Source organism: Psychrobacter pocilloporae, from assembly GCF_029872915.1.
GTDB lineage: Bacteria > Pseudomonadota > Gammaproteobacteria > Pseudomonadales > Moraxellaceae > Psychrobacter > Psychrobacter pacificensis.
Genome location: NZ_PGFT01000001.1, coordinates 1211441 through 1234504, shown reverse-complemented (window position 1 = coordinate 1234504; position 23064 = coordinate 1211441). Strand labels below are relative to the sequence as shown.

General features: G+C 42.7%; 18 protein-coding genes and 1 tRNA gene. 11 read left to right on the top strand and 8 right to left on the bottom strand.

The window, feature by feature from the left end; genetic code table 11:
• Positions 1-155: 155 nt before the first annotated feature.
• The gene (tfpB, locus tag CUR83_RS05415; RefSeq protein ID WP_284719260.1) at positions 156-1943 is read right to left on the bottom strand and encodes a type IV pilus assembly ATPase TfpB; all 1788 of its coding nucleotides are present in this window, start codon (positions 1941-1943) and stop codon (positions 156-158) included.
• 58 nt (positions 1944-2001) lie between these two features.
• Positions 2002-2859, bottom strand: coding sequence for a tRNA (N6-threonylcarbamoyladenosine(37)-N6)-methyltransferase TrmO (gene tsaA / locus CUR83_RS05410; RefSeq protein WP_284719259.1), 858 nt, complete (start codon positions 2857-2859; stop codon positions 2002-2004).
• A gap of 427 nt (positions 2860-3286) precedes the next feature.
• Here tsaA and CUR83_RS05405 point away from each other — a divergent pair, with 427 nt between their 5' ends.
• Entirely contained in the window at positions 3287-4060 is a 774-nt protein-coding gene (locus CUR83_RS05405; RefSeq protein ID WP_071001298.1) for a ferredoxin--NADP reductase, read from the top strand.
• 138 nt (positions 4061-4198) lie between these two features.
• Positions 4199-4285 (top strand) — tRNA-Leu (locus CUR83_RS05400).
• Positions 4286-4360: 75 nt separating this feature from the next.
• Here CUR83_RS05400 and CUR83_RS05395 read toward each other — a convergent pair.
• A complete protein-coding gene (locus CUR83_RS05395) occupies positions 4361-4606 on the bottom strand; it encodes a hypothetical protein (protein WP_071001297.1) in 246 nt (81 codons plus the stop codon).
• A gap of 508 nt (positions 4607-5114) precedes the next feature.
• Between CUR83_RS05395 and dinB the strand changes: the two genes are divergently transcribed.
• The 7 genes from dinB to infA all read left to right on the top strand — a co-directional run bounded on the left by dinB (position 5115) and on the right by infA (position 13690).
• A complete protein-coding gene (dinB, locus tag CUR83_RS05390) occupies positions 5115-6200 on the top strand; it encodes a DNA polymerase IV (RefSeq protein WP_071001296.1) in 1086 nt (361 codons plus the stop codon).
• A 177-nt stretch (positions 6201-6377) separates the two neighbouring features.
• Entirely contained in the window at positions 6378-7580 is a 1203-nt protein-coding gene (queA, locus tag CUR83_RS05385) for a tRNA preQ1(34) S-adenosylmethionine ribosyltransferase-isomerase QueA (RefSeq protein ID WP_284719258.1), read from the top strand.
• 113 nt (positions 7581-7693) lie between these two features.
• Positions 7694-9481 (top strand): type IV pilus assembly protein FimV, encoded by a 1788-nt coding sequence (locus CUR83_RS05380; RefSeq protein ID WP_071001294.1) that lies wholly within the window; start codon positions 7694-7696, stop codon positions 9479-9481.
• A 51-nt stretch (positions 9482-9532) separates the two neighbouring features.
• Entirely contained in the window at positions 9533-11215 is a 1683-nt protein-coding gene (locus CUR83_RS05375) for a FimV/HubP family polar landmark protein (RefSeq protein WP_071001293.1), read from the top strand.
• 173 nt (positions 11216-11388) lie between these two features.
• The gene (locus CUR83_RS05370) at positions 11389-12474 is read left to right on the top strand and encodes an asparaginase (protein ID WP_071001292.1); all 1086 of its coding nucleotides are present in this window, start codon (positions 11389-11391) and stop codon (positions 12472-12474) included.
• A gap of 43 nt (positions 12475-12517) precedes the next feature.
• Positions 12518-13357 carry a tRNA pseudouridine(38-40) synthase TruA gene (gene truA, locus CUR83_RS05365; RefSeq protein ID WP_071003569.1) on the top strand — a complete coding sequence of 280 codons (840 nt, stop codon included), beginning with the start codon at positions 12518-12520 and terminating at the stop codon, positions 13355-13357.
• Positions 13358-13468: 111 nt separating this feature from the next.
• Entirely contained in the window at positions 13469-13690 is a 222-nt protein-coding gene (gene infA, locus CUR83_RS05360) for a translation initiation factor IF-1 (RefSeq protein ID WP_021814850.1), read from the top strand.
• A 256-nt stretch (positions 13691-13946) separates the two neighbouring features.
• Here the strand turns inward: infA and CUR83_RS05355 are convergent, their stop codons facing one another.
• From CUR83_RS05355 to leuC, 5 genes are all read right to left on the bottom strand, one after another.
• Positions 13947-15212 (bottom strand): L,D-transpeptidase family protein, encoded by a 1266-nt coding sequence (locus CUR83_RS05355; protein ID WP_071001291.1) that lies wholly within the window; start codon positions 15210-15212, stop codon positions 13947-13949.
• 294 nt (positions 15213-15506) lie between these two features.
• Entirely contained in the window at positions 15507-16610 is a 1104-nt protein-coding gene (gene leuB / locus CUR83_RS05350; protein WP_071001290.1) for a 3-isopropylmalate dehydrogenase, read from the bottom strand.
• 39 nt (positions 16611-16649) lie between these two features.
• Positions 16650-17369 (bottom strand): hypothetical protein, encoded by a 720-nt coding sequence (locus tag CUR83_RS05345; RefSeq protein ID WP_071001289.1) that lies wholly within the window; start codon positions 17367-17369, stop codon positions 16650-16652.
• 155 nt (positions 17370-17524) lie between these two features.
• Positions 17525-18175: a 3-isopropylmalate dehydratase small subunit gene (leuD, locus tag CUR83_RS05340; protein WP_071001288.1), complete on the bottom strand. Its 651-nt coding sequence runs from the start codon at positions 18173-18175 to the stop codon at positions 17525-17527.
• 141 nt (positions 18176-18316) lie between these two features.
• Positions 18317-19735: a 3-isopropylmalate dehydratase large subunit gene (gene leuC / locus CUR83_RS05335; RefSeq protein WP_071001287.1), complete on the bottom strand. Its 1419-nt coding sequence runs from the start codon at positions 19733-19735 to the stop codon at positions 18317-18319.
• 472 nt (positions 19736-20207) lie between these two features.
• Between leuC and CUR83_RS05330 the strand changes: the two genes are divergently transcribed.
• Positions 20208-21080 (top strand): LysR family transcriptional regulator, encoded by an 873-nt coding sequence (locus tag CUR83_RS05330; RefSeq protein ID WP_071001286.1) that lies wholly within the window; start codon positions 20208-20210, stop codon positions 21078-21080.
• Positions 21081-21555: 475 nt separating this feature from the next.
• Positions 21556-23055 (top strand): sodium/proline symporter PutP, encoded by a 1500-nt coding sequence (gene putP / locus CUR83_RS05325; protein ID WP_093070984.1) that lies wholly within the window; start codon positions 21556-21558, stop codon positions 23053-23055.
• Positions 23056-23064 lie beyond the last annotated feature (9 nt).

Genomic DNA, 23064 nt, shown 5'->3' with positions numbered 1-23064 from the left:
ACAGTATCAGTAAAAGTTATTGGAATTTAACATTCGTTAGTGTGTTGATTGCTCTAAAGACTTATATTTTCAAGTCGAGAAAATATCGCTATAGTCAAACACAGCAATATTTAGGTGTGGCTATTGTTGATAATCTGGTTTGTAAATACCTCATACTAATGTAGCGGCACCACACGCATCACCTCTTCTATCGTCGTCACCCCTTCACTCACGCGTTTTGCACCAGAGACACGTAAGGGTTGCACCCCTTCGCGGTATGCCTGTTGCTTAAGTACGTCTAAATTGGCATCGGCAGCGACCAATTTTTTTAACTCATTAGAGAGCGGCATAATCTCATAGAGTCCGACTCGTCCTTGATAGCCAGTATGTCGACAGTGCTCGCAGCCTTGCGCGGTATAAATCTGTGTGGGTACTGGCGCGCGCCAAGGCTGAACAAGCTCTTGCCATTGGATGGCACTCTCACTATCTACGGTGACGTCCACAGCTTGTTTGCAGTGCGTACATAGCGTCCGTAGCAAGCGCTGTGCCATGACCCCTAATATAGTCGCTGAGGTCAAAAAAGGCTGAATGCCCAGATCGTGCAAGCGCGTAATAGAACTTGGTGCGTCATTGGTATGCAATGTCGAGAGCACCAAATGCCCCGTCAGTGAGGCTTGTACTGCCATATTTGCTGTTTCTGCATCCCGAATTTCCCCAACCATAATGATGTCAGGATCTTGACGCATCAGGGAGCGAATACCATCCGCAAAGTACAAATCGACACCTGGATTGACCTGCATTTGGTTAAAGGCAGGCTCGATCATCTCAATGGGGTCTTCAATCGTACAAACATTCACCTGCTCAGTGGCTAGCTGCTTGAGCGTACTATAAAGGGTGGTTGTTTTACCTGATCCGGTTGGGCCCGTGACCAAAATAATACCGTTGGGATTTGCGGTCAGCTCATGCCACGTCTCAAGCTGCTTACCCGATAGACCAAGCTGCGCGAACGAGCGCACGAGCACTTCAGGGTCAAAGACTCGCATGACCAGCTTTTCACCAAAGGCAGTGGGCATGGTAGAGAGACGTAGCTCAGTCTCTAGCCCTTTCGGCGTACGCGTTTTTAGTCGACCATCTTGCGGCTTACGTTTTTCTGCAACGTTCAGACGCCCTAAGATTTTGATACGTGCCGTCACTGCCACGATAATCGCGAGTGGCATCTCGTACACAGTATGCAGCACGCCATCAATACGAAAACGCACTTTACCCATCTCACGGCGCGGCTCCAAATGGATATCACTGGCACGCTGCTCAAAAGCATATTGTAAGAGCCAATCAACGACTCTGACGATATGCTGGTCATTGGCATCAGGGTTGGTGTTGTCACCCAATTGCAGCAATGCTTCGACATTAGTAACATCAGCCGCAGCACGTTTGTGAACACTATTTGCCCCTGCTATTGCTTGCGTGACTTGATAGAACTCTTGGCGGTAGCGATTGATTTGCTCAGGATTGATATAGACCGTGCGATAGCTTTTTGACTTGATTAGCTTTTCGATATTTGAGTGCCAATCGGTATAAAAAGGCTGATCTGTCCCGATGACCACTTCATCTAAAGTGACCTCAATGGGCAAAATATACTGTGAGCGAGCATATTCAAAAGACATCAGCTGCGTCACTGCCGGGACGTCAACTTTTAATGGATCAATACGAACGAGTGGCATGTCTGCTTTGGCCGCTAGCCACTGATTTAGCCATGCCAGCGTCAACTTATTATCAGAGTTGCTATCGAGGGCATGGCCATTGGGCAAGCCAAACTCACTAATCGTCAGCAATGGATGCTGCGCTTTGTTTCGGCGGCTGGTGATTACCAAATTATAGCCACGTTGATCGATGACTTTATCTGCCAATAATTCATCTAGGCACCAGCGTAAATCAATCACTATCGAATAATTCTGAGCAGCCATATTTTTCTTCTTTTATTGTTTGGGGTACGTTGACAAACATGCTATCGATTCATATCACTTATATTGCCACTACCGCTGTTATTTGCAACTGTCCTGAGTCTATCAGCCAAAAGCTCACATCAACAGACTTATAGCGCATGATAAATGAGGTTTCTTTCTCTCTGCGGCGGTATGCAGGCCTTGGATCTTGCGCAATTAGCGCTTTGATAGCATCGATATCAGAGATTAACAATTGACTTTGTATGTGCTCGACCATCGAAGCAACTGTAGCACTTTTCGGTACACTCTTTATAGAGCTATGGCTTGCATCATTATTACTGACTTCAGCAGGCTCTCCTACGCTTGCTAGCAGTATAAATTGTTCGTAGGCCGCCTCTGTTATGACCACATCTAGCAATGTTGGCGCAATCGGTGCAAATCCACTTTTTGCATCTAGAAGCACGTCGCTATAAGCTACGTACGGCTTTATATCGATAATTGGCGTGCCATCTATCATATCAGCACCCTTGATGATAAGTAGTACGCGACCTTGTACTATCTCAATACGCTCAAGTTTGACAACGGACAGTCCCAGTTCTGATGGACGATACATACTGCGACTGGCAAATACGCCTATCTTTTGGTTGCCACCCAGTCTTGGTGGCCGCACTTGCGCTCGAAAGCCATTATTGGCTTGTTGATTGTCTTTATCTCGATAATTATGATGAAACTGCCAACTGATCCATATATGGCTAAAGTCTTCTAAACCCTCAAACGCGGCTGGCGTATCGTAGGGCGCTAGCATTTCAATGGCACTGATCAGCGCGACCAAATTCGGCTGACGCGGCGCCCCAAATTTTTGTGAAAGCGGCGCACGATGGTAGCCAATGATTGGGGCGTGGTGAGAGTTATCTAAAGACATATTGTCATCAGACATAGCGCGGCTCCAGTAATAAAAAACGGTTCTTTTTAGACAATTTGGCCAAATGATACAAAATTACTCACTAACGATATTCCATTTTATCATGCTGGTGGGTAGCAGCTAGACGGATTTTTACTTTAAAGTTTGATATCATGTGCAAGAAATTTTTTGATGAGAGTCTTTTACATTTGGCTTATCTGTAACTCCTCTTATCAATACTGATGATTTAACATGCAAGAAAAATAGTCTACAGCCCTATCGGCTGATAGATAAACCTGATTATTGAATTTTACGGTAGGTACGTTTTAACATTCAGCTTTTTCGATAACTATTAGAATACTGATAGGTTTTTATATTTTTTAATCTATCATTGAAAATTTTGATTTAATACGTATTTAAGCCTAACGACAGCGATAACCACTTATTAATTAACGAGGACTTTATGTCAAAACTTCGCACCGAAACGGTCACAGAGGTTCATCATTGGAATGACTCTCTATTTAGCATTAAAACCACTCGTGACGATGGCCTACGCTTTCGTAATGGCGAATTTGCGATGATTGGTCTTGTTGTCGATGGTAGACCACTGCTACGTGCTTACTCGATTGCTAGTCCTAACTACGAAGAGCATTTAGAGTTTTTCTCCATCAAAGTTCAAGACGGCCCTTTAACCTCACGTTTGCAGCACATCAAAGTCGGCGATGAGCTATTGGTCAGCAAAAAACCAACAGGTACGTTGGTATTAGATGATTTATTACCTGGCAAACATTTATACATGCTCTCAACAGGTACCGGACTTGCCCCTTTCTTGGCATTGGCACGTGACCCTGAAGTATATGATCGTTTTGACAAAGTTATTTTGGTTCATGGTGTCCGCCACGTTGATGATTTGGCTTATCGCGATATGTTCGAAAATGAGCTACCGAATGATGAAATCTTTGGTGAATGGTTCCGCGAAAAGTTCATCTACTACCCGACTGTCACTCGTGAAGAGTTTAGAAACCAAGGCCGAGTCACAGACTTGATGAAGTCTGGCAAATTATTCGAAGACATCGGTTTGCCTCCAATGAATAAAGACGACGACCGCGTCATGTTATGTGGCAGCATGCCATTCAACGCCGAAGTGTCAGCCATTCTAGATGATTTTGGTCTGACTGTATCACCGCGCATGGGTGTGCAAGCAGATTACGCAGTTGAACGTGCCTTTGTAGGATAAAAATGTTGAATTGATCGAAAATTATTTTAAATAAGTCTTGACGACCAAAAATAGGCTGCTATAATACGCAGCCTATACAGAGTTAACCCTGTAGCCCAATTCGATAATATTTATTTAATAGACATTATCTTCTAACATGCCAGTGTGATGGAATTGGTAGACATGACGGATTCAAAATCCGTTGCCTTTAAAAGCGTGTCGGTTCGAGTCCGACCACTGGTACCATATAGCAGTACAATCTAACCTCCCTTTTCGGAGGTTTTTTTGTGTCTGTTACTTTTATATCTGTGAATTCTTTGTTTACATCGCTACTTCAGATTCTCTAACAACACTTATCTTAATCGGTACGGCATAGCTCCATGGCATGCCAGCACTGCAATAAAAAGACCCATTACGAAACGACACAATATACGCGGTAAAGTCATTACCACAATGATCCATCATAGCTTGCTCGTCGCTGTCATCGCAAACTGCACACCATACTCGTTTTTCGCCGCGTGCTAGCATTGCCCGTGTTAAATCACTCCCTTTCAATTCGTTATTCATTTTCTGCTCCTTGGTCGTTCTGAACTCTCTAGCAACGATATTTTTTTAAAGAGCTAATCTACCAGTACTCAATGCACAAGTTTGGTATGAGCGCTACAAACAACGTCTTTTTACAGTACTAAAAATATATGAGGCGTTAACTACTCTTGTTACCGTACCTATTACTGTGAATACTTATAGTTTAAAACTTTAATCTGCCAACTATAATAGATGTCCATCAAATTTATGATGAATGGCAGCTCTATTAAGATAGACGGTTTATTAAAATAAAATAACTTACCAAACCTCTTAATAAAAGATGCTGATAGAAAACAACTGTTCGCTAACATTAGCATAAGGTTTATAAAGTTGTCTTGTTTGCTGTACATAACATTACAATATATTTAATTACCAATATATATCAATAGTTAAATATTATTGCGGTTTAGTCAAAAATTTACGGAAAAGCTACTTTGGTCTCTAACAATTGATAATAGAAAAAGCCATTAATTCAGGTAAAATATTGAATATGACAGACTCTATTCAATTGAACTCCCGTAAAATTATTCATATCGATATGGATGCTTTTTATGCCAGTGTGGAGCAGCGTGACTTTCCTGAACTACGTGGTAAGCCATTGGTGGTTGGTGGCGATCCTAATGGTCGAGGTGTGGTTGCCGCTGCCAGTTATGAGGTGCGTCAATTCGGTGTACGCTCTGCAATGTCATGCTATGAAGCTCGCAAACTTTGCCCAGAAGTGATATTTGTAAGACCGCGTTTCGAGGTTTATCGAGCGGTCAGTAGTGATATTCGCCGCATTATGCATAGTTTAACGCCCCATGTGGAGCCGCTATCATTAGATGAAGCGTATCTTGATGTCACAGGGTTATCTGTACACAAAGGCTCAGCGACATTGATGGCCAATTGGTTACGTGCGCAGATATTGGAATATACAGGATTGACTGCGTCTGCTGGCGTGTCATTTAATAAAATGCTCGCCAAGATTGCCTCTGACATCAATAAGCCTAACGGTACAGCCATCATCACGCCAAAAGAGGCAGATCACTTTATTAGCACGCTACCCATTGAGCGGTTTCATGGCATAGGCAAAGCAACGGCAAAGCGCTTACATGCGATGGGTGTAAGTAATGGCGCTGATCTTCGGCGTACACCAGCTGCCGTATTGGTACAAGAATTTGGTAAACGTGGTCAGTTTTATCATGATATTGCTCATGGCCGCGATGCGCGCCCTGTAAAGTCTGAACGCACGCACAAGTCTGTTGGTTCAGAGACCACATTCAAAAATAATCTAAATGATGATGACGCGCTACTCACCCAAATATATGAGCAAAACGCCGATGCCTTTAATCAAATGCACCAAAAGCAGTTAGTCGCTCATACCATTACTCTAAAAATCAAATATTCAGACTTTACTCAAATCACTCGCTCACACACGCTTTCTACGACGTTTGATAGCGCTGAGTCTGCACATTATTGGCTAGACAAGCTATTCTTGGATATTCCACGCCAGCTGCCTATTCGGCTAGTTGGTGTGACTTTTTCTTCGTTAGCACCTGCCGCTCAGTTACTGCCTCAACTAAATCTATTCGAGTAAATTAGTCTACAACTGATAAAAACTTCTTTGTAAGTTGACATAGCCTATAATATTTACTTAGGCTATTTATAGGTTTGAAGCATATCTTATACATGATTACTGCTGAGCAAAGTATCCTCTCACAAAGGTATTTCTGCTACAATTGTGCCAAAATCCCTATCCATTTAAAGACTGATTATGACCGACTTTCACATTGACTCTGCTGATACTGACGCGCCAACTGATACCGACAAAAACAACGACGTCTTAGATTATCTGAGCGTTGAAGATTATGACTATGAGCTGCCAGACAGTCTGATTGCACGCTACCCATTAGCGCAGCGCTCTGCTTCAAAACTTCTATACTTGCCAGCTCGTACTCAAATAAATGACATTCGTGTAGAAGATCGTTTGTTTTCTGAGTTACCTCACTTATTAGAGGCTGGAGATCTGATTGTCTTTAATGATACCAAGGTGATGAAAGCACGCTTATTTGGTCAAAAGGATACTGGCGGTAAACTTGAAGTACTGATTGAACGCTTAGTTGGTATCTCGGACTTAGATGAAGTGCCACTGCATCTAAAAGACACCAATGATGAAGCAGTTAATCAAGAGCATATTGCCCTTTGCCATGTAAAAGCCAGCAAAGCGCTCAAGCTTGGTCAACGCTTACAACTTGCCGATGGTCATATGAGCGCTACGATGATTGGTCGCCAAGACAACTTATTCATTTTGGCGTTTGATGCGCCGATATTGCCGCATCTAGAGCTTTATGGTGAACTGCCTATCCCGCCCTACTTTGAGCGCCATGCTGATGACACTGACAACACTCGTTATCAAACCGTTTTTCATGATCCTGCCAAGCTCGCCAGCGTGGCTGCACCAACGGCAAGCTTACACTTCGATGAATCCGTACTGAGCAAGCTTGACGAGAAAGGTATCAATACCGCTTTTGTCACATTGCACGTTGGGGCGGGTACTTTTGCTCCCGTCAAAACAGATAACCTACTCAATCACACCATGCATAGTGAATACGCGCATTTGCCGCAGACCACGGCAAACCTCATCAATCAAACGCACGCGAATGGTAAAAAGGTTATTGCGATTGGTACCACAGTGACGCGTGTTCTCGAAACGGCTTATCAAAAAACTGCCATTGACGGTCAGGCACTCTCTAGTTGGTCAGGCGATACAGATATATTTATTTACCCTGGGTTCAAATTCGGCGTTATCGATCGGTTATTGACCAATTTCCACTTACCTAAATCGACACTACTAATGCTAGTATCAGCATTCGCAGGTAAGGCATCTATTGAACACGCCTATCAACATGCTATCGAAAAACAGTATCGATTCTTTAGTTATGGCGATGCCATGCTACTAGATAAAAAAGCTCAGTGAACACTACAAAGACACTTTGTGCATTGGACACAACAGTTGTGAAATAAACTGGTAAACTAAACGGTATTTTGTTATAACAGCAAAGACAACTTATTTATACTAAAGGGCTGCTCATGTCTTGTCATCTATCTCGTCGCTTGACTACTGTACATCGCGCGGTATCGATGGCACTATTTTGTTCTGTAGGGTCCGCCGTGTTAGTGCCGAGCGTACAAGCAGCAACCATTGGTAAGACGGTGGTCACTTCGGCCCAGCATGAGCCTTTAGTAGCGAGCATCGTCGTCAGTAACATTCAATCAGCTGACTTTTCTGCCAGTTTGGCAAACTCGACCATTTACCAGCAAATGGGGTTGACCTCGACTGACTCTATGAGGGTACGCTTTCAGCCTACTTCGGCGACCAGCGGTCAAGTTTTTATTACCACATCACAGCCTGTGTCTAAGCCTTTTGCTGATGTCGTTTTAGCGATTAATGATAATGGTCGGCAAAATATGGTACCAAAAACGCTACTGATGCCATTAAAAGATAGTGTACCTATCAATACTGGTAAGAATATCGCCACAGGTGCCAAGAAGCCAAATTTGCCTAGCGTTTCTGTAAGTAATGCCATGCCTTTGACGGTCAGAAAAGGCGCGCCGCCGCCACTGATGTCGGCCCCTGCTATATCCTCGCCCAAGTTATCAAAACCAAGCAAATCAGCGACTGAATTGTTGGCTTCTACATCACCAGCACCTAATATTCAGGCGCCAACAGTGACGGCTATCTCACAGGTCAACAGTCTTACCTATACACCTAGCCGTCTCAATAATGGTCGCTTAAACAGCAATGCTGACATAAAAAATAATACCGGTCATTCAACTGCTATTGGTAACAGCCAAAGCTCGGTGAACACTTCGGATAACAGTGGATTAAGTGTAGCAAGTAGTAGTAGCGGTACCATGACACCTGATGATAAAGGCGGTACTGAGGCGCGCACTCATAACAACGTAGTTGCGGCAGATAAGCCAAGTACTGACAAGCAGCTTGATATCCTAAACATACAAGTGACGCGCCAAATACAACCAAGCAGTAAAGCAGACTCTGACCTCATGGCAAGCTCACCTGTCAAAGCAACAACCCCTAAAGCGAGAGATGACTCAAAAAGTGCAATCGACTCAGACAATCGTGTTATCGCCGCAGCTCAAGGCAGTAATATACCTGCTAATATAGCATCACCTGTACCATCCAAAACTATGAATAATCCAAGTACAGCTAGCAATAAAGTAACGAGGAATGCAACAACTCAGTATCAGGTGCAACGCAATGATAGTTTGTGGATGATCGCGCAGCAGATCGCACGTGAAAACAACCTAGACACGTCGACTGTAATGAAACAAATTCAGTCACAGAACCCTGATGCTTTTATTAATCAAGATGCTGACCAACTAAAAGCAGATGCTAAGCTTCGCTTACCTAGCTACGATGTTATACCGTCACAGCAAAGCTTAGAAGCAGCCATTAGTGCTCAAAGACAATATAGCCGCCGAGCGAATACACCTGTGCCAAAAAAGCCAGCGCAAAAGACGTCTAAAAAACCAGCTGATGTCTCTCAAGCCGCAAGTGTCTCTACAAAACCAACCACTAAGACCCAGACACTACCGCAAGCACAGTTTTCTGTCCTTGCCCCTGGTCATGATGGTAATGCAGATGGCACTCAGGCGAAATCAGCGGCAGATAAAGGCAATGGTCTAAGCACCGATATATTAGCAGCGCTAAAAGCATCAAGACAAGAGACTGCCTCACAAGCTCAGCGCTTGTCAAAAACCAGCAGCGCGCTGGACAACTATACGAAAAAGCTTCAATTACAAAATCAAAAACTGGCTGAGCTACAAGCTCGTCTCAAAAAACTACGCAATCAATAATTGCCTAACGGATCAACGCACGATGCTGTGATCTTAGGAGTAGGAATAACTATGGACAATATGCTATATATCATCGCTGGATTGGTGCTTATCCTGTTAGTCGCTGTTTTTTTATTGCGCAAAAATAAAGCACAAAACCAAAGTGTACAACCACCTGCAAGCTCAGTAAAAAATACCGCTGCACCAGCATCAAAAACGGATTATGGCACTGCTGCCCAAACCAATCAAAATGATAGCAATAAGTTCGATCATATTACGATTGCCCAGCGTTTCATGGATCAACAGCGCTACGACAAAGCCATTGAAACGATCAATCGTGGACTAAACGAAAAGCCTAATGACAGTCAGTTATCTATTAAGCTATTGAGCATATACGCTACGCTAGATCAGCCAGAAAACTTTCATGATGTCTATAACCGCATTAAAATGCATAACGATGCCAAAACCATTACGCTTGCTGATGAATTAAAAGATTTATACATTGGAGAGCAAAGCCCAGTAGCCGCACCAGAAGTGGTAACAGACGAGGCAACAACAGAAAACAATCAAGATGGTTTTGATAGTCTAGATTTCGATTTATCTACTACTAATCAAGCCGATGATACCGCTAACATATCTGATCGTCCTGTTATTGAAGATAATAACGATTTAGTAATAGACAAACCTATCGATAGCCCAGTGTTTTCAGGTGAGCCTACTGAAAACGTAGACGATAGCTTTGATCTGACGCTCAGTGACTTAGAAGATGATTTCAATGAGTCAAATGCTACTGATGAGACTCCTGTTACATCATTGGCCACGGATGATGATAGCCTTTATATTTCTACAAGCGACCATACTAATACCATCGAAAATAACGAGGCCAAGAATGATGAGGTCATAGAAGACAACGACCTTAGTGACTTTGAGTTCGATTTTGAATCACCTGCAGAAAACACTTTAATTGAAAATTCTGACGTATCAGATGTTCAAGACAGTGAAAGCGAAGCATTAGTATTAGAAGACGACTTCATCTTAGATTTTGATGATTTAGCAGCCGATGCAGATAAAGATGCTTCTGTTAATAAAAATGAAGAAGAAGCTTCTAGCAATGCTGTCCAAAACATTGAAGATGACTTTACTTTATCTTTAGACGATCTGGACGAATCAGACGATATTGATGCCGTTAACACTTTCGCGATTAATGAGCCATCTACTACTGACGTAAGTAACGATATTGATGGCTTTGTTTTGGAAGATATTGACTTTGAAAACGCTGATAATGACAGTAGTACTCTCGAAGATGATAGCGTTGCAAACTTAAGTTTTGAAGAACAACTGATCAACGATGACACCGACATTGATGCTTTTGAAGCATCAGATACTACGCCAGTTACGTCGTTAAGATTTGATGATGACACGCCTATAGCTGATGACTTCGATATCATAGAAACTGACTCTTTATTAGATTCTTCCGTAGCGACTCCCCCAGCCTCTACCGTTGCACCAGCAGAACCTGAAACAGATATCAGTCATGAAGCGGTTGAATCAGCAGAAGATTTTTCATCGCGCTTTGCCGCAGATTTTGACTTTGTAAAATCATTAGATAGCAATCAAGTGACGCTAGATTTAGCCAATCAGTATTTACAATTAGGCGAATATGACAGTGCCAAACGTTTGCTTAATGAAGTGATCGCTCAGGGTAATAGTGAGCAGAAACAACAAGCACAACTATTACTTGAGCGCACAGCATAATCAGTCGTTTAGATGCCTATCAGCAAGTATCTCTTATTATCGGAGGCTTGCTGATTTTTTGCATTTAATTCTGATACTATCTATTACTGACCTCTCAACCTGTCACTAATAAACGCTCTGGCGCTTCTTTTTTCATAATTGTTTACTGTGTTGATACTATGCCATCTTCTTTTATGACCAAAACTATGTCTGACCCCATTCAATTAATCTATGCTGGTGGTACCTTTGGTAGCTATGGCAAACCTCTAGCGCCGCTATCGGCAGATATCTTTTTACCTACGCTACAAAAACTATTGGCTGAGCAAGGCAATACGACTGGTTCACCAGAAATTTCATGGCTAGACAACACGCTGATCAAAGACAGTAGCCAGCTTACGCCAGTTGATTTTGTACATTTTTATCAGCTATTACTGAATGCTTATAATCAAGGTAATAAACGCTTTGTCCTGATTAGTGGCACTGACACGTTGAGTTATTTAGGTGCATTTTTAGCAGAAGCGTTTGCCGGTAGCGATATTTGTATTGTGGTCACTGGAAGTATGCGGCCGTTATTAGATAGTGAAGTGATTCACTCCTACGATATCGATGCTCATAGCGACGCTTGGGGCAACCTTAACGACTCATTGAAGCTAGCTGCGGCTGGTGAATCAGGTGTCAAGATCAGCTTTGGCGGTGAATCGTGGCCTGCACAAACGGTGCAAAAAATTCACAGTCATGACCTTATGGCATTTACTGGTCACTCTCGAGCAGCGTATCCAGCCAACAGTTATATAAAAAATCTCTCAGATACCCGTAGGCAGCATTGGCTTGATGATCAGCAAGACTTACTACCCAATATCAAAGCAAGTGCTGATCAGGCCAAAATCCATGCTTTATACTGCTTACCTAATGATGTTCAGGTGCTCAATGATCAACTACAAGCGTTATTATCACAGCCGTCTTGTGGCATTATCCTATTAGGATTTGGCGCGGGGAATATTCCCTATTCGACTGCACTAGCAAAGACGCTTGATTTGGTTCACGAGCATGGACACATGGTGATATCTGCCAGTCAATGTCCGTTTGGCGGTGTGAGCGACAGCTACGCGGCAGGCAGTTGGCAATATGACTACCACGTTATTGCTGGTGGACGCTTAACCATCCCTGCTATTTATGCACGGTTGTTATGGTTGCTACTGCGCTATGACAGTCCAGCAAGGCGCCGACAGCGCTGGTTGAATAATGTCAGTCAGCCTGGCACAAGCATCAAAAAGCGATAAATGCTCCTTAATTAATTCCGACTTTATAAGCTTAGAAACCAAAATGTCTAAGATTGAAACTATCGAACCTGAACGTTCACCAACCTATACTTTGGCGATTGCGATTGAGTTTTTGGGTACGCACTATCATGGTTGGCAGCGGCAACGAGAAGTGCTGGGTGTACAAGAAGCACTAGAAACCGCTATCGGCAAGGTCGCCAATGAATCCGTCGAAGTCATCGCCGCTGGACGTACTGATGCCAGTGTCCATGCCAGCAATATGATTGCTCATTTTACCACGCATGCGTATCGCCCTACTCATAACTGGTTACGCGGTGTCAATAGCCTACTGCCTGACGATATTGCTTTGCGCTGGATTCAACCGATGCCAGCTGACTTCCATGCGCGTTTTGGTGCGATTGCTCGTCGTTATCGTTATATCACCCTTAATCAAGCGCAGCGCCCTGCGATACTCAATCATCAGGTTACCCATATCTATGAGCCTTTAGACCTAGCAGCGATGCAAAAGGCAGCTGCCGATATCGTTGGTACTCACAATTTTAGCAGCTACCGTGCGGCAGCCTGTCAATCCAATCAGCCAGTACGTACCGTCAGTCATGCCGACCTTTTCGCTCATGGTCAGTTTATAGTGTTCGATATACAGGCAGATGGATTTTTGCATCACATGGTTCGTAACTTGATGGGTACGCTATACGCGATTGGCAGACATGAGTTAGAGCCAGCAGACTTTTTAAACATTTTGAGCAAAGAGGATCGAACAATTGCGCCGCCTACGGCCTCAGGGGATGGCTTGTATTTCATCAATGCCTATTATCCTGAGCATTTCCAGCGACTATTGCCGCAGGCACCCCTCACACCGATTTGGTTAAACTTACCTGACTAAATTAGCATACATATCACTTACATGCTGTCAAGTCAAAACCAGGTTCTGTATTGCTTTAATCCGCTAACTTACGTATAATATGGGCTTATTTTTAATTGATTGATACAAATTATGGCAAAAGACGATATTATCGAATTTGAAGGCGAAGTCATTGATACCCTTCCTAACACTTTGTTCAAGGTTCGTTTAGAAAACGGACACGAAATCATTGCACACATCTCAGGTAAGATGCGTAAGCACTATATTCGTATCTTGACAGGTGATAAAGTTAAGGTTGAAATGACCCCTTATGACCTATCTAAAGGTCGTATTACTTACCGTGGTAAAAACTAAATACTCGCCAACTCATATGGTTATAAAAGTATTTATAAAAATACAGCCAATAACCAAATAGCTACTTTATCGCTGATAGCTGATATAGACGCTTGAGTGGTTTGACTGATAATAATAATGAAAACGCTAACCTGCTCATTATTGCCTATCACTGTTTTAGCTATTTCGTGTTTGCTGTTTGTTTTACCATAAAAAATACCGCTAAATTTCAGCGGTATTTTTTTGTCTGCGTTTTATGAAATAATTAAACGATGAGTTATTTGAACTCGACAGTGGCATCGTTCTTGATAACACCTAATAGGCTCAGTGCATCCCAGTTAGTGAGGCGAACACAACCTGCTGATGCCTGACGACTGATACGTTCAGGATCGGGTGATCCATGAATGCCATACGATGGTTTGCTAAGGCCAATCCATACCACACCAACGGGATTGTTAGGGCCTGGCGGGATAATAGATTTTTTGCCATTATCGCTAGTATAGGTGTAATTTGGCTCGTGAATTTTGACTTTGACTTTATGCGTACCCGTTGGTGAAGGTGTTGCTGTGCTACCTACTGTGGTTGGATAGCTGGCAACCAGATTGTCACTGTCATCGTATGCATATAGGGTTTGCGTGTCTTTATCAGCGACCACTCGGCTCACTGGTGTTGTATTAGGGTTACCTGGGTTATAGACAATGATGGTTTCGCCACTTTTAAAGCTGGCATTGGGGTTAAGCGATTTGAGATAATCACGACTGATATGAAATTTTTCGCCCAAGGCTTCAAGGACGCTTTCATAATACATACCATCTAGCTTGGCCTTGGCTTCAGCACTAGCAGGAATTTGGGTAGTTTTGACATTCACATCAGCATCTGTCAGCTGATAACTGACCAATACAGGCTGTGAAGTAAGCGTAGAATTCTTAGTTAATGCTTGCCACGTCTCTTCATTGACCGCTTCAGTTACTGGTAATCCTTGAGCCTTTTGAAAAGCTTGCATGGCTTTACGCGTGTTTTTGCCCCAATAGCCATCCACTGCACCCACACCACTATGATTCCAGTTCAGTAGCGCTTGTAATTTGGTAGCAACATTACGATCAATTTTGGTATCAGCTTTCCATGTTGCTTCATTTACCTTTTTAGCAGTTTCTGATAGATTTTCTGTACTGTATTCAATTTTGGTTAGTAATTCATTTAGCGAATTTGCGGCTTTGCTATTACCCTCTATTTGCTGACTAACACCGTTGGTTACTGGACTAATATCGTTACTATCAGTCATCGTGCTGTCCATCGTATCAGCATCGATACTGTTGCTATTAGTTTGGTTACTAGTAGATTGGTTGCTACTAGTACTCATCTTTGCTTCGGTTCCTGCATGGTTATTATTATCTGTTGTAGTACCTGTCATACCACTATTAGGCGACTTGCTGTCATTAGCCGTTTGTGCGCTATTATTAGCATTGCTACTACAACCTATTAATAATGCGGACGTTGTACCCATCGCTATAACAAGGCTGCTAACCTTAAGTAATTGAGACATAAAAAAACTCCCTAAATAGTTACCATATATCAAAAAATATCGAAAAATTTATTATAAAAATATATTGCCATAGTCTTGCCACTATTCCCTAACAGCTTTATGTTAATAACCGACTCTTCCTACTGTGCATTTGTTAAGAGAGTGAACAAACACACTGATCCGTTTACAATAAGGCATGACTCAATATCATATAACAGAAAAAACCCATAAATTGCTCAGCAACTTATGGGTATAAAATGAACGAGATTAAACTGTAAAAACTACCTTAAAATGGTCTACATTAGATTAGCTGACTTATACCAGTTTAGCCAATACCGCTTGCCCCATCTCTTGACAGCCCACTTGCTTGAGTCCAGCTTCACTGCTGTCTAAAATATCAAGCGTACGCAGACCATCATCAAGCACATCACTGACTGCTTGCTCGATCGCTTGTGCGGCTTCCTCTTGCTTAAAGGTATAACGCAGCATCATAGCGACAGACAAAATAGTGGCCAATGGATTGGCTTTATCTTGCCCAGCGATATCAGGCGCAGAACCATGACATGGCTCATACATACCTTTGCCATCCTCATCCAAGCTCGCTGATGGCAGCATACCAATAGAACCGGTCAACATTGCCGCTTCATCAGATAAGATATCACCAAACATATTGCCTGTTACCATGACATCAAACTGCTTAGGATCTTTGATCAACTGCATACAAGCATTGTCAGCATACATATGGGATAACGCCACATCGCTATACTCTGCTTGCTGCATCTGAATCATTGTTTGTTTCCACAGCTCAGTCACTTCTAAGACGTTGGCTTTGTCTACTGAACATACCTTGGCAGCTGTACCTGCGGCTTGGGCACGGGTTTTTGCTAACTCAAAAGCAACTTTACCGATACGCTGAATCTCACTGGTGCTATACACCATCGTGTTATAGCCTTGCTGCTCACCATTTTCTAGTGTGCGAATACCACGTGGCTCGCCAAAATAAATGCCACCCGTCAGTTCGCGAACAATCAGCAAATCTAAACCAGATATAATTTCAGGCTTGATACTTGACGCATTGGCTAGCTGCGGATAAAGCTTTGCCACACGTAAATTGGCAAACAAACCCAGCTCACCACGGATTTTAAGCAGACCGCGCTCAGGGCGCTTACTACGTTCAATCGTATCCCATTTAGGGCCGCCGACAGCGCCTAATAATACAGCATCTGCTGCACGTGCACGCGCTAATGTTTCATCAGGTAAAGGCTCACCTGTGGCATCAATAGCCACACCACCAATCAATCCAGACTCTAATGTCAAATCAAGTGAAAACTTCTCATTGACGGCTTTGAGCACGTCGATGGCTTGAGTCATGATTTCAGGGCCAATACCATCGCCCGCTAATGTTAAAATCGTTGCCATACTAATCCTTTTGGATATATTTTTATCAATTAATTTTTATTACGCTGTGGTCGTTTTAGGTTTAGATGCTGACGTCACTGCTTTGACCATGCCTGTCTCTACAAACTCACCTTGGTGCTCAGACTCTAACTGTTTACAGAATCGGCGCTGCACCTTATTACCTTGTAATAGATCAATACATAAAGGCTCAGGCGACGCTGTATCCAACAAACTGCCAGATTTTTCACTACTTTTCTTTTGATAAGCACGTAACTTGTAAGTACCTGCGTCCGCAAAATCATGAATCATCGCAAAACGCTCAACGTATCCCATGTTATTCTCTGGATAAAAATTGACATGGACTTCACGTTTTGCAGGCATCACCCGTGCATAATAGTTGGTCAACCCTGGCATACCAGATGCGGCTAATGGCAATATCTTTATAGAGTTTTTACTCATGAGCGGTGTCATCTCTATGCTCATTTGGGGCGTTGCAGTACCTTTATAACTTGGTAAAGCCTCTACAATCTGAGGATTAACTGGCTCATGATTATCAGGAGAAATAACCAGTGTCTTATCTATTTGCACGATTTCACAGTGGTAAGTACCCACGCACGCGATATTTACTTCGCCAGCAACGGGTTGGATCTTACCTACCCACGCTTTCGCACTTTCTGCCTCATCTATTTTTTGATAGCCCGTCAATAGCTGGCAGCCTGACAAAAATAAGCTTGCAGCAACAATCGTACTTGTCGATAGAGCATAACGTTTTTTATTCATAATGGCGGCTACTGTTTATCAGAAAGATAATTTATAAGGAAGATAATAAAATGTGTCAAAAACTACCCTTCATTTTAGCCAGTTCACCGCCATAACTCAACGATGCGTTGCGACTGGCCAGCAGTTTTGTGAGCAAGGCATCATAAAATCCTTACCTAAGCGCGTACGTCGTTAAAGATCCACGGCGTTTTTTGCATCATTTTATGCTCGTAGTCTTTGATAGCATCGCTTTGCTGCAAGGTTAAACCGATATCATCTAGCCCATTTAACAAGCAATGTTTGCGAAAAGCATCCACTTCAAAGGCATACTCTTCGCCTGTTGGCGTGATGACTACCTGACGCTCAAGATCTGCCGTCAGCTCATAGCCTTCATTAGCAACAGTCGCCTTCATTAAAGTATCCACAATTGCTTCATCTAGTACAATCGGTAACATGCCATTTTTAAAGCAGTTATTGTAAAAGATATCAGCAAAGCTTGGTGCGATAACCGTACGAAAGCCATACTCAGAAAGTGCCCAAGGTGCATGCTCACGACTAGAGCCACAGCCAAAGTTTCTGCGTGCTAGCAATATAGTAGCGCCTTGATAACGGGGTTTATTCAATACAAAGTCTGGATTGATAACACGTGTGCTGGGGTCTTGGCCTGGATATCCTTCATCAAGATAGCGCCAATCATCAAATAAATTCACGCCAAAGCCTGTACGTTTAATAGACTTCAAAAACTGTTTTGCGATAATTTGATCGGTATCGACGTTTGCGCGATCAAGTGGGCAAACGATACCGGTTTGGGTGTTATAAGCTTGCATAAAATTTCCTATCAATTATATTTTTGCTGGTTGACGATCTTGATAAGCATATTAAACAGTAAATAAATTTTTACCGTTTTGACATCATGCTCATATATTTATCGTTGATATAAGCATGATGTCAGCTACTTATTATCAGTCTTAAAACGTACGAACGTCTACAAAATGACCTGCCAACGCTGCTGCAGCTGCCATTGCTGGACTGACCAAATGCGTACGACCACCATTACCCTGACGACCTTCGAAATTACGATTAGACGTCGATGCACAATGCTCTTGCGGCTCAAGTTTGTCTGCATTCATGGCAAGACACATTGAACAACCCGGCTCGCGCCATTCAAAACCAGCTTCGGTAAACAAAGCATCTAAACCTTCAGCCTCTGCTTGTAGTTTTACTTGTCCAGAACCTGCAACAACGATGGCTTCTTTGATATTATCAGCCACTTTGCGTCCTTTGATCACTGCTGCAGCGTCCCGCAAATCTTCGATACGCGAATTGGTACATGAGCCAATAAATATACGATCAAGCTGAATGTCCGTGATTTTCTGACCAGCTTCTAGACCCATATAGGTATATGCGCGTAACCAACCCTCTTTTTGGGCTTCATCAATGGCTTGGTCAGGTGTTGGTACCGATTGGGTGATATCAACGACCATCTCAGGCGAGGTACCCCAAGATACTTGCGGTGCTATTTGGCTACCATCGATCTCAACCACGGTATCAAATACTGCGTCATCATCTGAATATAATGTACGCCAGTAGGCTTCAGCTTGTGGCCACTGTGACTCGTTTGGCGCGTACGGGCGACCTTTAACATAGTCTATCGTCGTATCATCAACGGCAACCATACCCACGCGAGCACCAGCCTCAATTGCCATGTTACAGACAGTCATACGACCTTCCATACTCATGTCTTCAAACACTTGACCTGCAAATTCAATCGCATGTCCAGTTCCGCCTGCCGTACCGATCTTCGCAATAATGGCGAGCACGACGTCTTTTGAGGTCACGCCCGCACCAAGTTGACCAGTGACGCGGATTTGCATATTTTTTGATTTCTTTTGGATCAAGCACTGCGTTGCCAATACGTGCTCAACTTCAGAGGTGCCGATACCATGTGCTAAGCAACCAAGTGCGCCATGTGTCGCTGTGTGCGAATCACCACAAACAACGGTCATACCTGGCAACACAAGACCTTGCTCAGGACCAACGACATGCAAAATTCCTTGACGCGCATCGTTGATTGTAAATTCTGCGATATCAAATTTGGTGCAGTTCTCATCCAATGTGACAACCTGCAGACGTGATACCTTGTCTTTAATACCAGTGACACCTGCTGAGCGCTCTTTGGTGACTGTTGGCACATTGTGATCAGGACTGGCGATATTGGCAGACAAACGCCATGGTGCTCTATTGGCAAGCTCCAATCCTTCAAACGCTTGTGGACTCGTCACTTCATGCAACAGATGGCGATCGATATAAATTAAGCTCGAACCGTCGTCACGCTTGGTGACTTCATGAGCATTCCAAAGTTTGTCATATAAAGTTTGACCGGCCATGATGCTATCCTTTATTAATTACTACTGACTTGATTTTCGCTTGCTCACCTGTTGGCAAGCTAAGGTTCTGTTTGTTCAATTAACGATTAGATTTATCTATAATGTCGTATTTAACTGCATGATAGCTCTTTATGATTTGTGTGAGAGCATCATTTTGCAATAACTTCTACCTAATCAATGATATTGAAATATATATTCTAGAATTGCTATATTTTGTGTAGTATAAATATTATTCATTAATAATTTTAGATTTGTGGCTATAAGCAGCGCCTAAACACGCTTGAGACTGCAAATAATCAACTTAAAAGAATAAATATGTGACAATACGCCTTGATATCTTGTGATTATAGCAGGCAAATCCTATAATAATAATTGATGATTTTTAACCAGATGCAAACTTTTATTTTTAATACGTTATCATTGGCTCAGCCCACTTTTATTTATAGCTCATAAAGTAGCTAAGGAAATCCGTTTGAACACCACAAACTTGACGACATTCGTTACCGTTATGCACACTGGCAGTATTTCAGGTGCCGCAGAAAAGCTGTTCATTACTCAGCCTGCCGTCAGTAAGCGCATCAAAAACTTAGAAGATGAGTTTAACATTACTTTATTTGATACTGTAGGCCGCGGGATTGTACCCACGCAGGCTGCTATTGAGATGCTGCCACACGCCAAACGCTGGTTGGAAGATTATGAGAACTTCAAGATTAACTTGCAGCACTCTCAGCATATCGTCTCTGGCAAGCTTGTAATTGGCACAAGCCATCATATTGGTTTACATCATCTAGCACCCGTGCTTAAGCATTTTATTCAGACTTATCCTGCTGTTCAGTTAGAAGTTCATTTTGTTGACTCAGAAAAGGCCCACAAAGCAGTACTGGACGGCGATCTGTCATTAGCGTTTGTCACGCTACCGCCTGTATACGATAAACGCTTGACCTATCACACGCTTTGGTCAGATCCCCTGTATTTTATGACGGGTACTTTGTCACCTCTAGCGACCAAATCTAATGTCACTTTAGAGCAGTTAGCACGCTATCCTGCTATTCTACCGTCTGCCAATACCTTTACCAGTCAGATTACTTTGGCTGAGTTTGCTAAGCATAACCTAAAACCTTATGCCACGATGAGTACCAATCCGCTTGAATCTATTCGGATGCTGGTTTCTGTTGGACTGGGTTGGTCAGTCCTTCCGCAAACTATGGTCAGTCAAGATTTGGAACGTATCGATATGGCAGACAACATTGAGTTACAACGCTATTTAGGTGTGGTTATCAATCCGAAGCTAACACAATCTAGTAGCGTAACCGCACTACTAGATTTGCTGGCGCCAATTGAGTAAAAACATCCCAATACAACAATTTAGGTATTTAAGCTATTCGCATTCGTGACTCTCATACGTTATAATATGCTTGACGTTGTTTTAATAACAAAAATTTACCACAAGGACACTGATAGTCATATATTGAATACTTCTAGTAAGATATGATGGTTAACAGTAGGTTTAATGGTTTCGCTGATTGGTTATGTAGGTTGCTAATACTCATATATAAATAGCAGATGCGAGCAATAACAGCAGATAAGTGGAATGCGAGGTTCCCATTGTTCTCTATCTCTATATGAGTGCTAGCCATATAACGACATCAATCATATAAAACTACAAAAGATACTGAAAAAAGCCATTATGTCTTAATTAATGGCTTTTTTTGTCTTTAGACATTGTTTGAGATATTTTGTTTGAGGCATCGTCTTTTAAGACAGAACTTTTATAGTTAAAAAATAATTAAAGCCAACGATGTTGGTTAAGGATAACTTATATGAACGGAGTTTCTAGTGGCGTGCTTATATCACTTGGCGCCTATTTTTTAGTGATGATTGGAATTGGTGTTTATGCTTATTTTAAGCAAGCCAATGATACCGAGGGTTATCTTTTAGGAGGACGTAATCTAGGTCCAGCAGTTACTGCACTTTCAGCAGGCGCATCGGACATGTCAGGTTGGTTGCTACTCGGACTACCAGGCTATATGTATGCAGATGGCGTGGTGAGTATTTGGATCGCACTTGGTTTGACCCTTGGTGCCTTATTGAACTATCTCATCGTAGCACCGCGTCTTCGTGTTTATACCGAAGTTGCTGATAACGCTATTACTTTACCTGACTATTTTGCCAACCGCTTTGAAGACAAATCGCATATGCTGCGTGTAATCTCCGCTTTGGTTATCATTTTATTCTTTACTGTCTACACAGCGGCAAGTCTCGTAGGCGGTGGTAAACTCTTTGAAAGCTCACTCAATCTATCCTATGGTACTGGTCTATGGGTTACTGCTGGTGTAGTGGTTGCTTATACGCTATTCGGTGGTTTCTTAGCGGTATCGATGACTGACTTTGTACAGGGTGTTATCATGCTGTTTGCGATGGTCATTGTACCTCTCGTTGCCTTTACAGATCTTGGCGGTGTTTCAGCCACGACTGAAGCGGTTAGAAACATTGATCCAAGCCTACTAAATATTACTAGCGGTATGAGTATCATCGGTATCATTTCACTTATGGCATGGGGTTTAGGATATTTTGGTCAGCCGCATATTATTGTGCGTTTTATGGCAATCCGCTCAGTACGAGATGTGCCTACTGCACGTAATATCGGTATGAGCTGGATGATTGTCAGTCTTATCGGCGCATTGATGACTGGTTTTGCTGGTCGTGCTTATGTACAAAAGACAGCTATGACGTTAGATGATCCTGAGACTATCTTTTTAGTATTCACTCAGTTCCTATTCCACCCGTTGGTTTCAGGTTTCCTATTAGCAGCGATTTTAGCGGCCATCATGAGTACCATCTCATCGCAGTTATTGGTAGTATCAAGCTCATTAACCAAAGACGTTTATAAACTATTCTTTGACAGAGATGCACCAGAAGCTCGTCAAGTATTGGTTGGACGTATCTCAGTTGTCGTGGTCGCTATTGTTGCTATCTTGTTAGCTTCTGATCCAGACAGCTCAGTATTGAACCTAGTATCAAACGCATGGGCAGGATTTGGTGCAGCGTTTGGGCCGTTGGTTATTTTCAGTCTCACATGGCGCCACATGAACCGTAATGGCGCTGTTGCCGGTATGGTTGTAGGTGCATTGACGGTTATCTTATGGATCTATGGTCCTTTCCAAATAGATGGTATGGCACTAAATAGCTGGTTATATGCTATTGTTCCAGGCTTTATCTTAAGTACCATCGCTATTTTTGTAGTCAGTATCATGACGGGCGGTCCAAGAGAATCAGTCGCCGCTAAATACAAAGAGATGGAATTGAACCTGAACAAGTAGGTTTATACA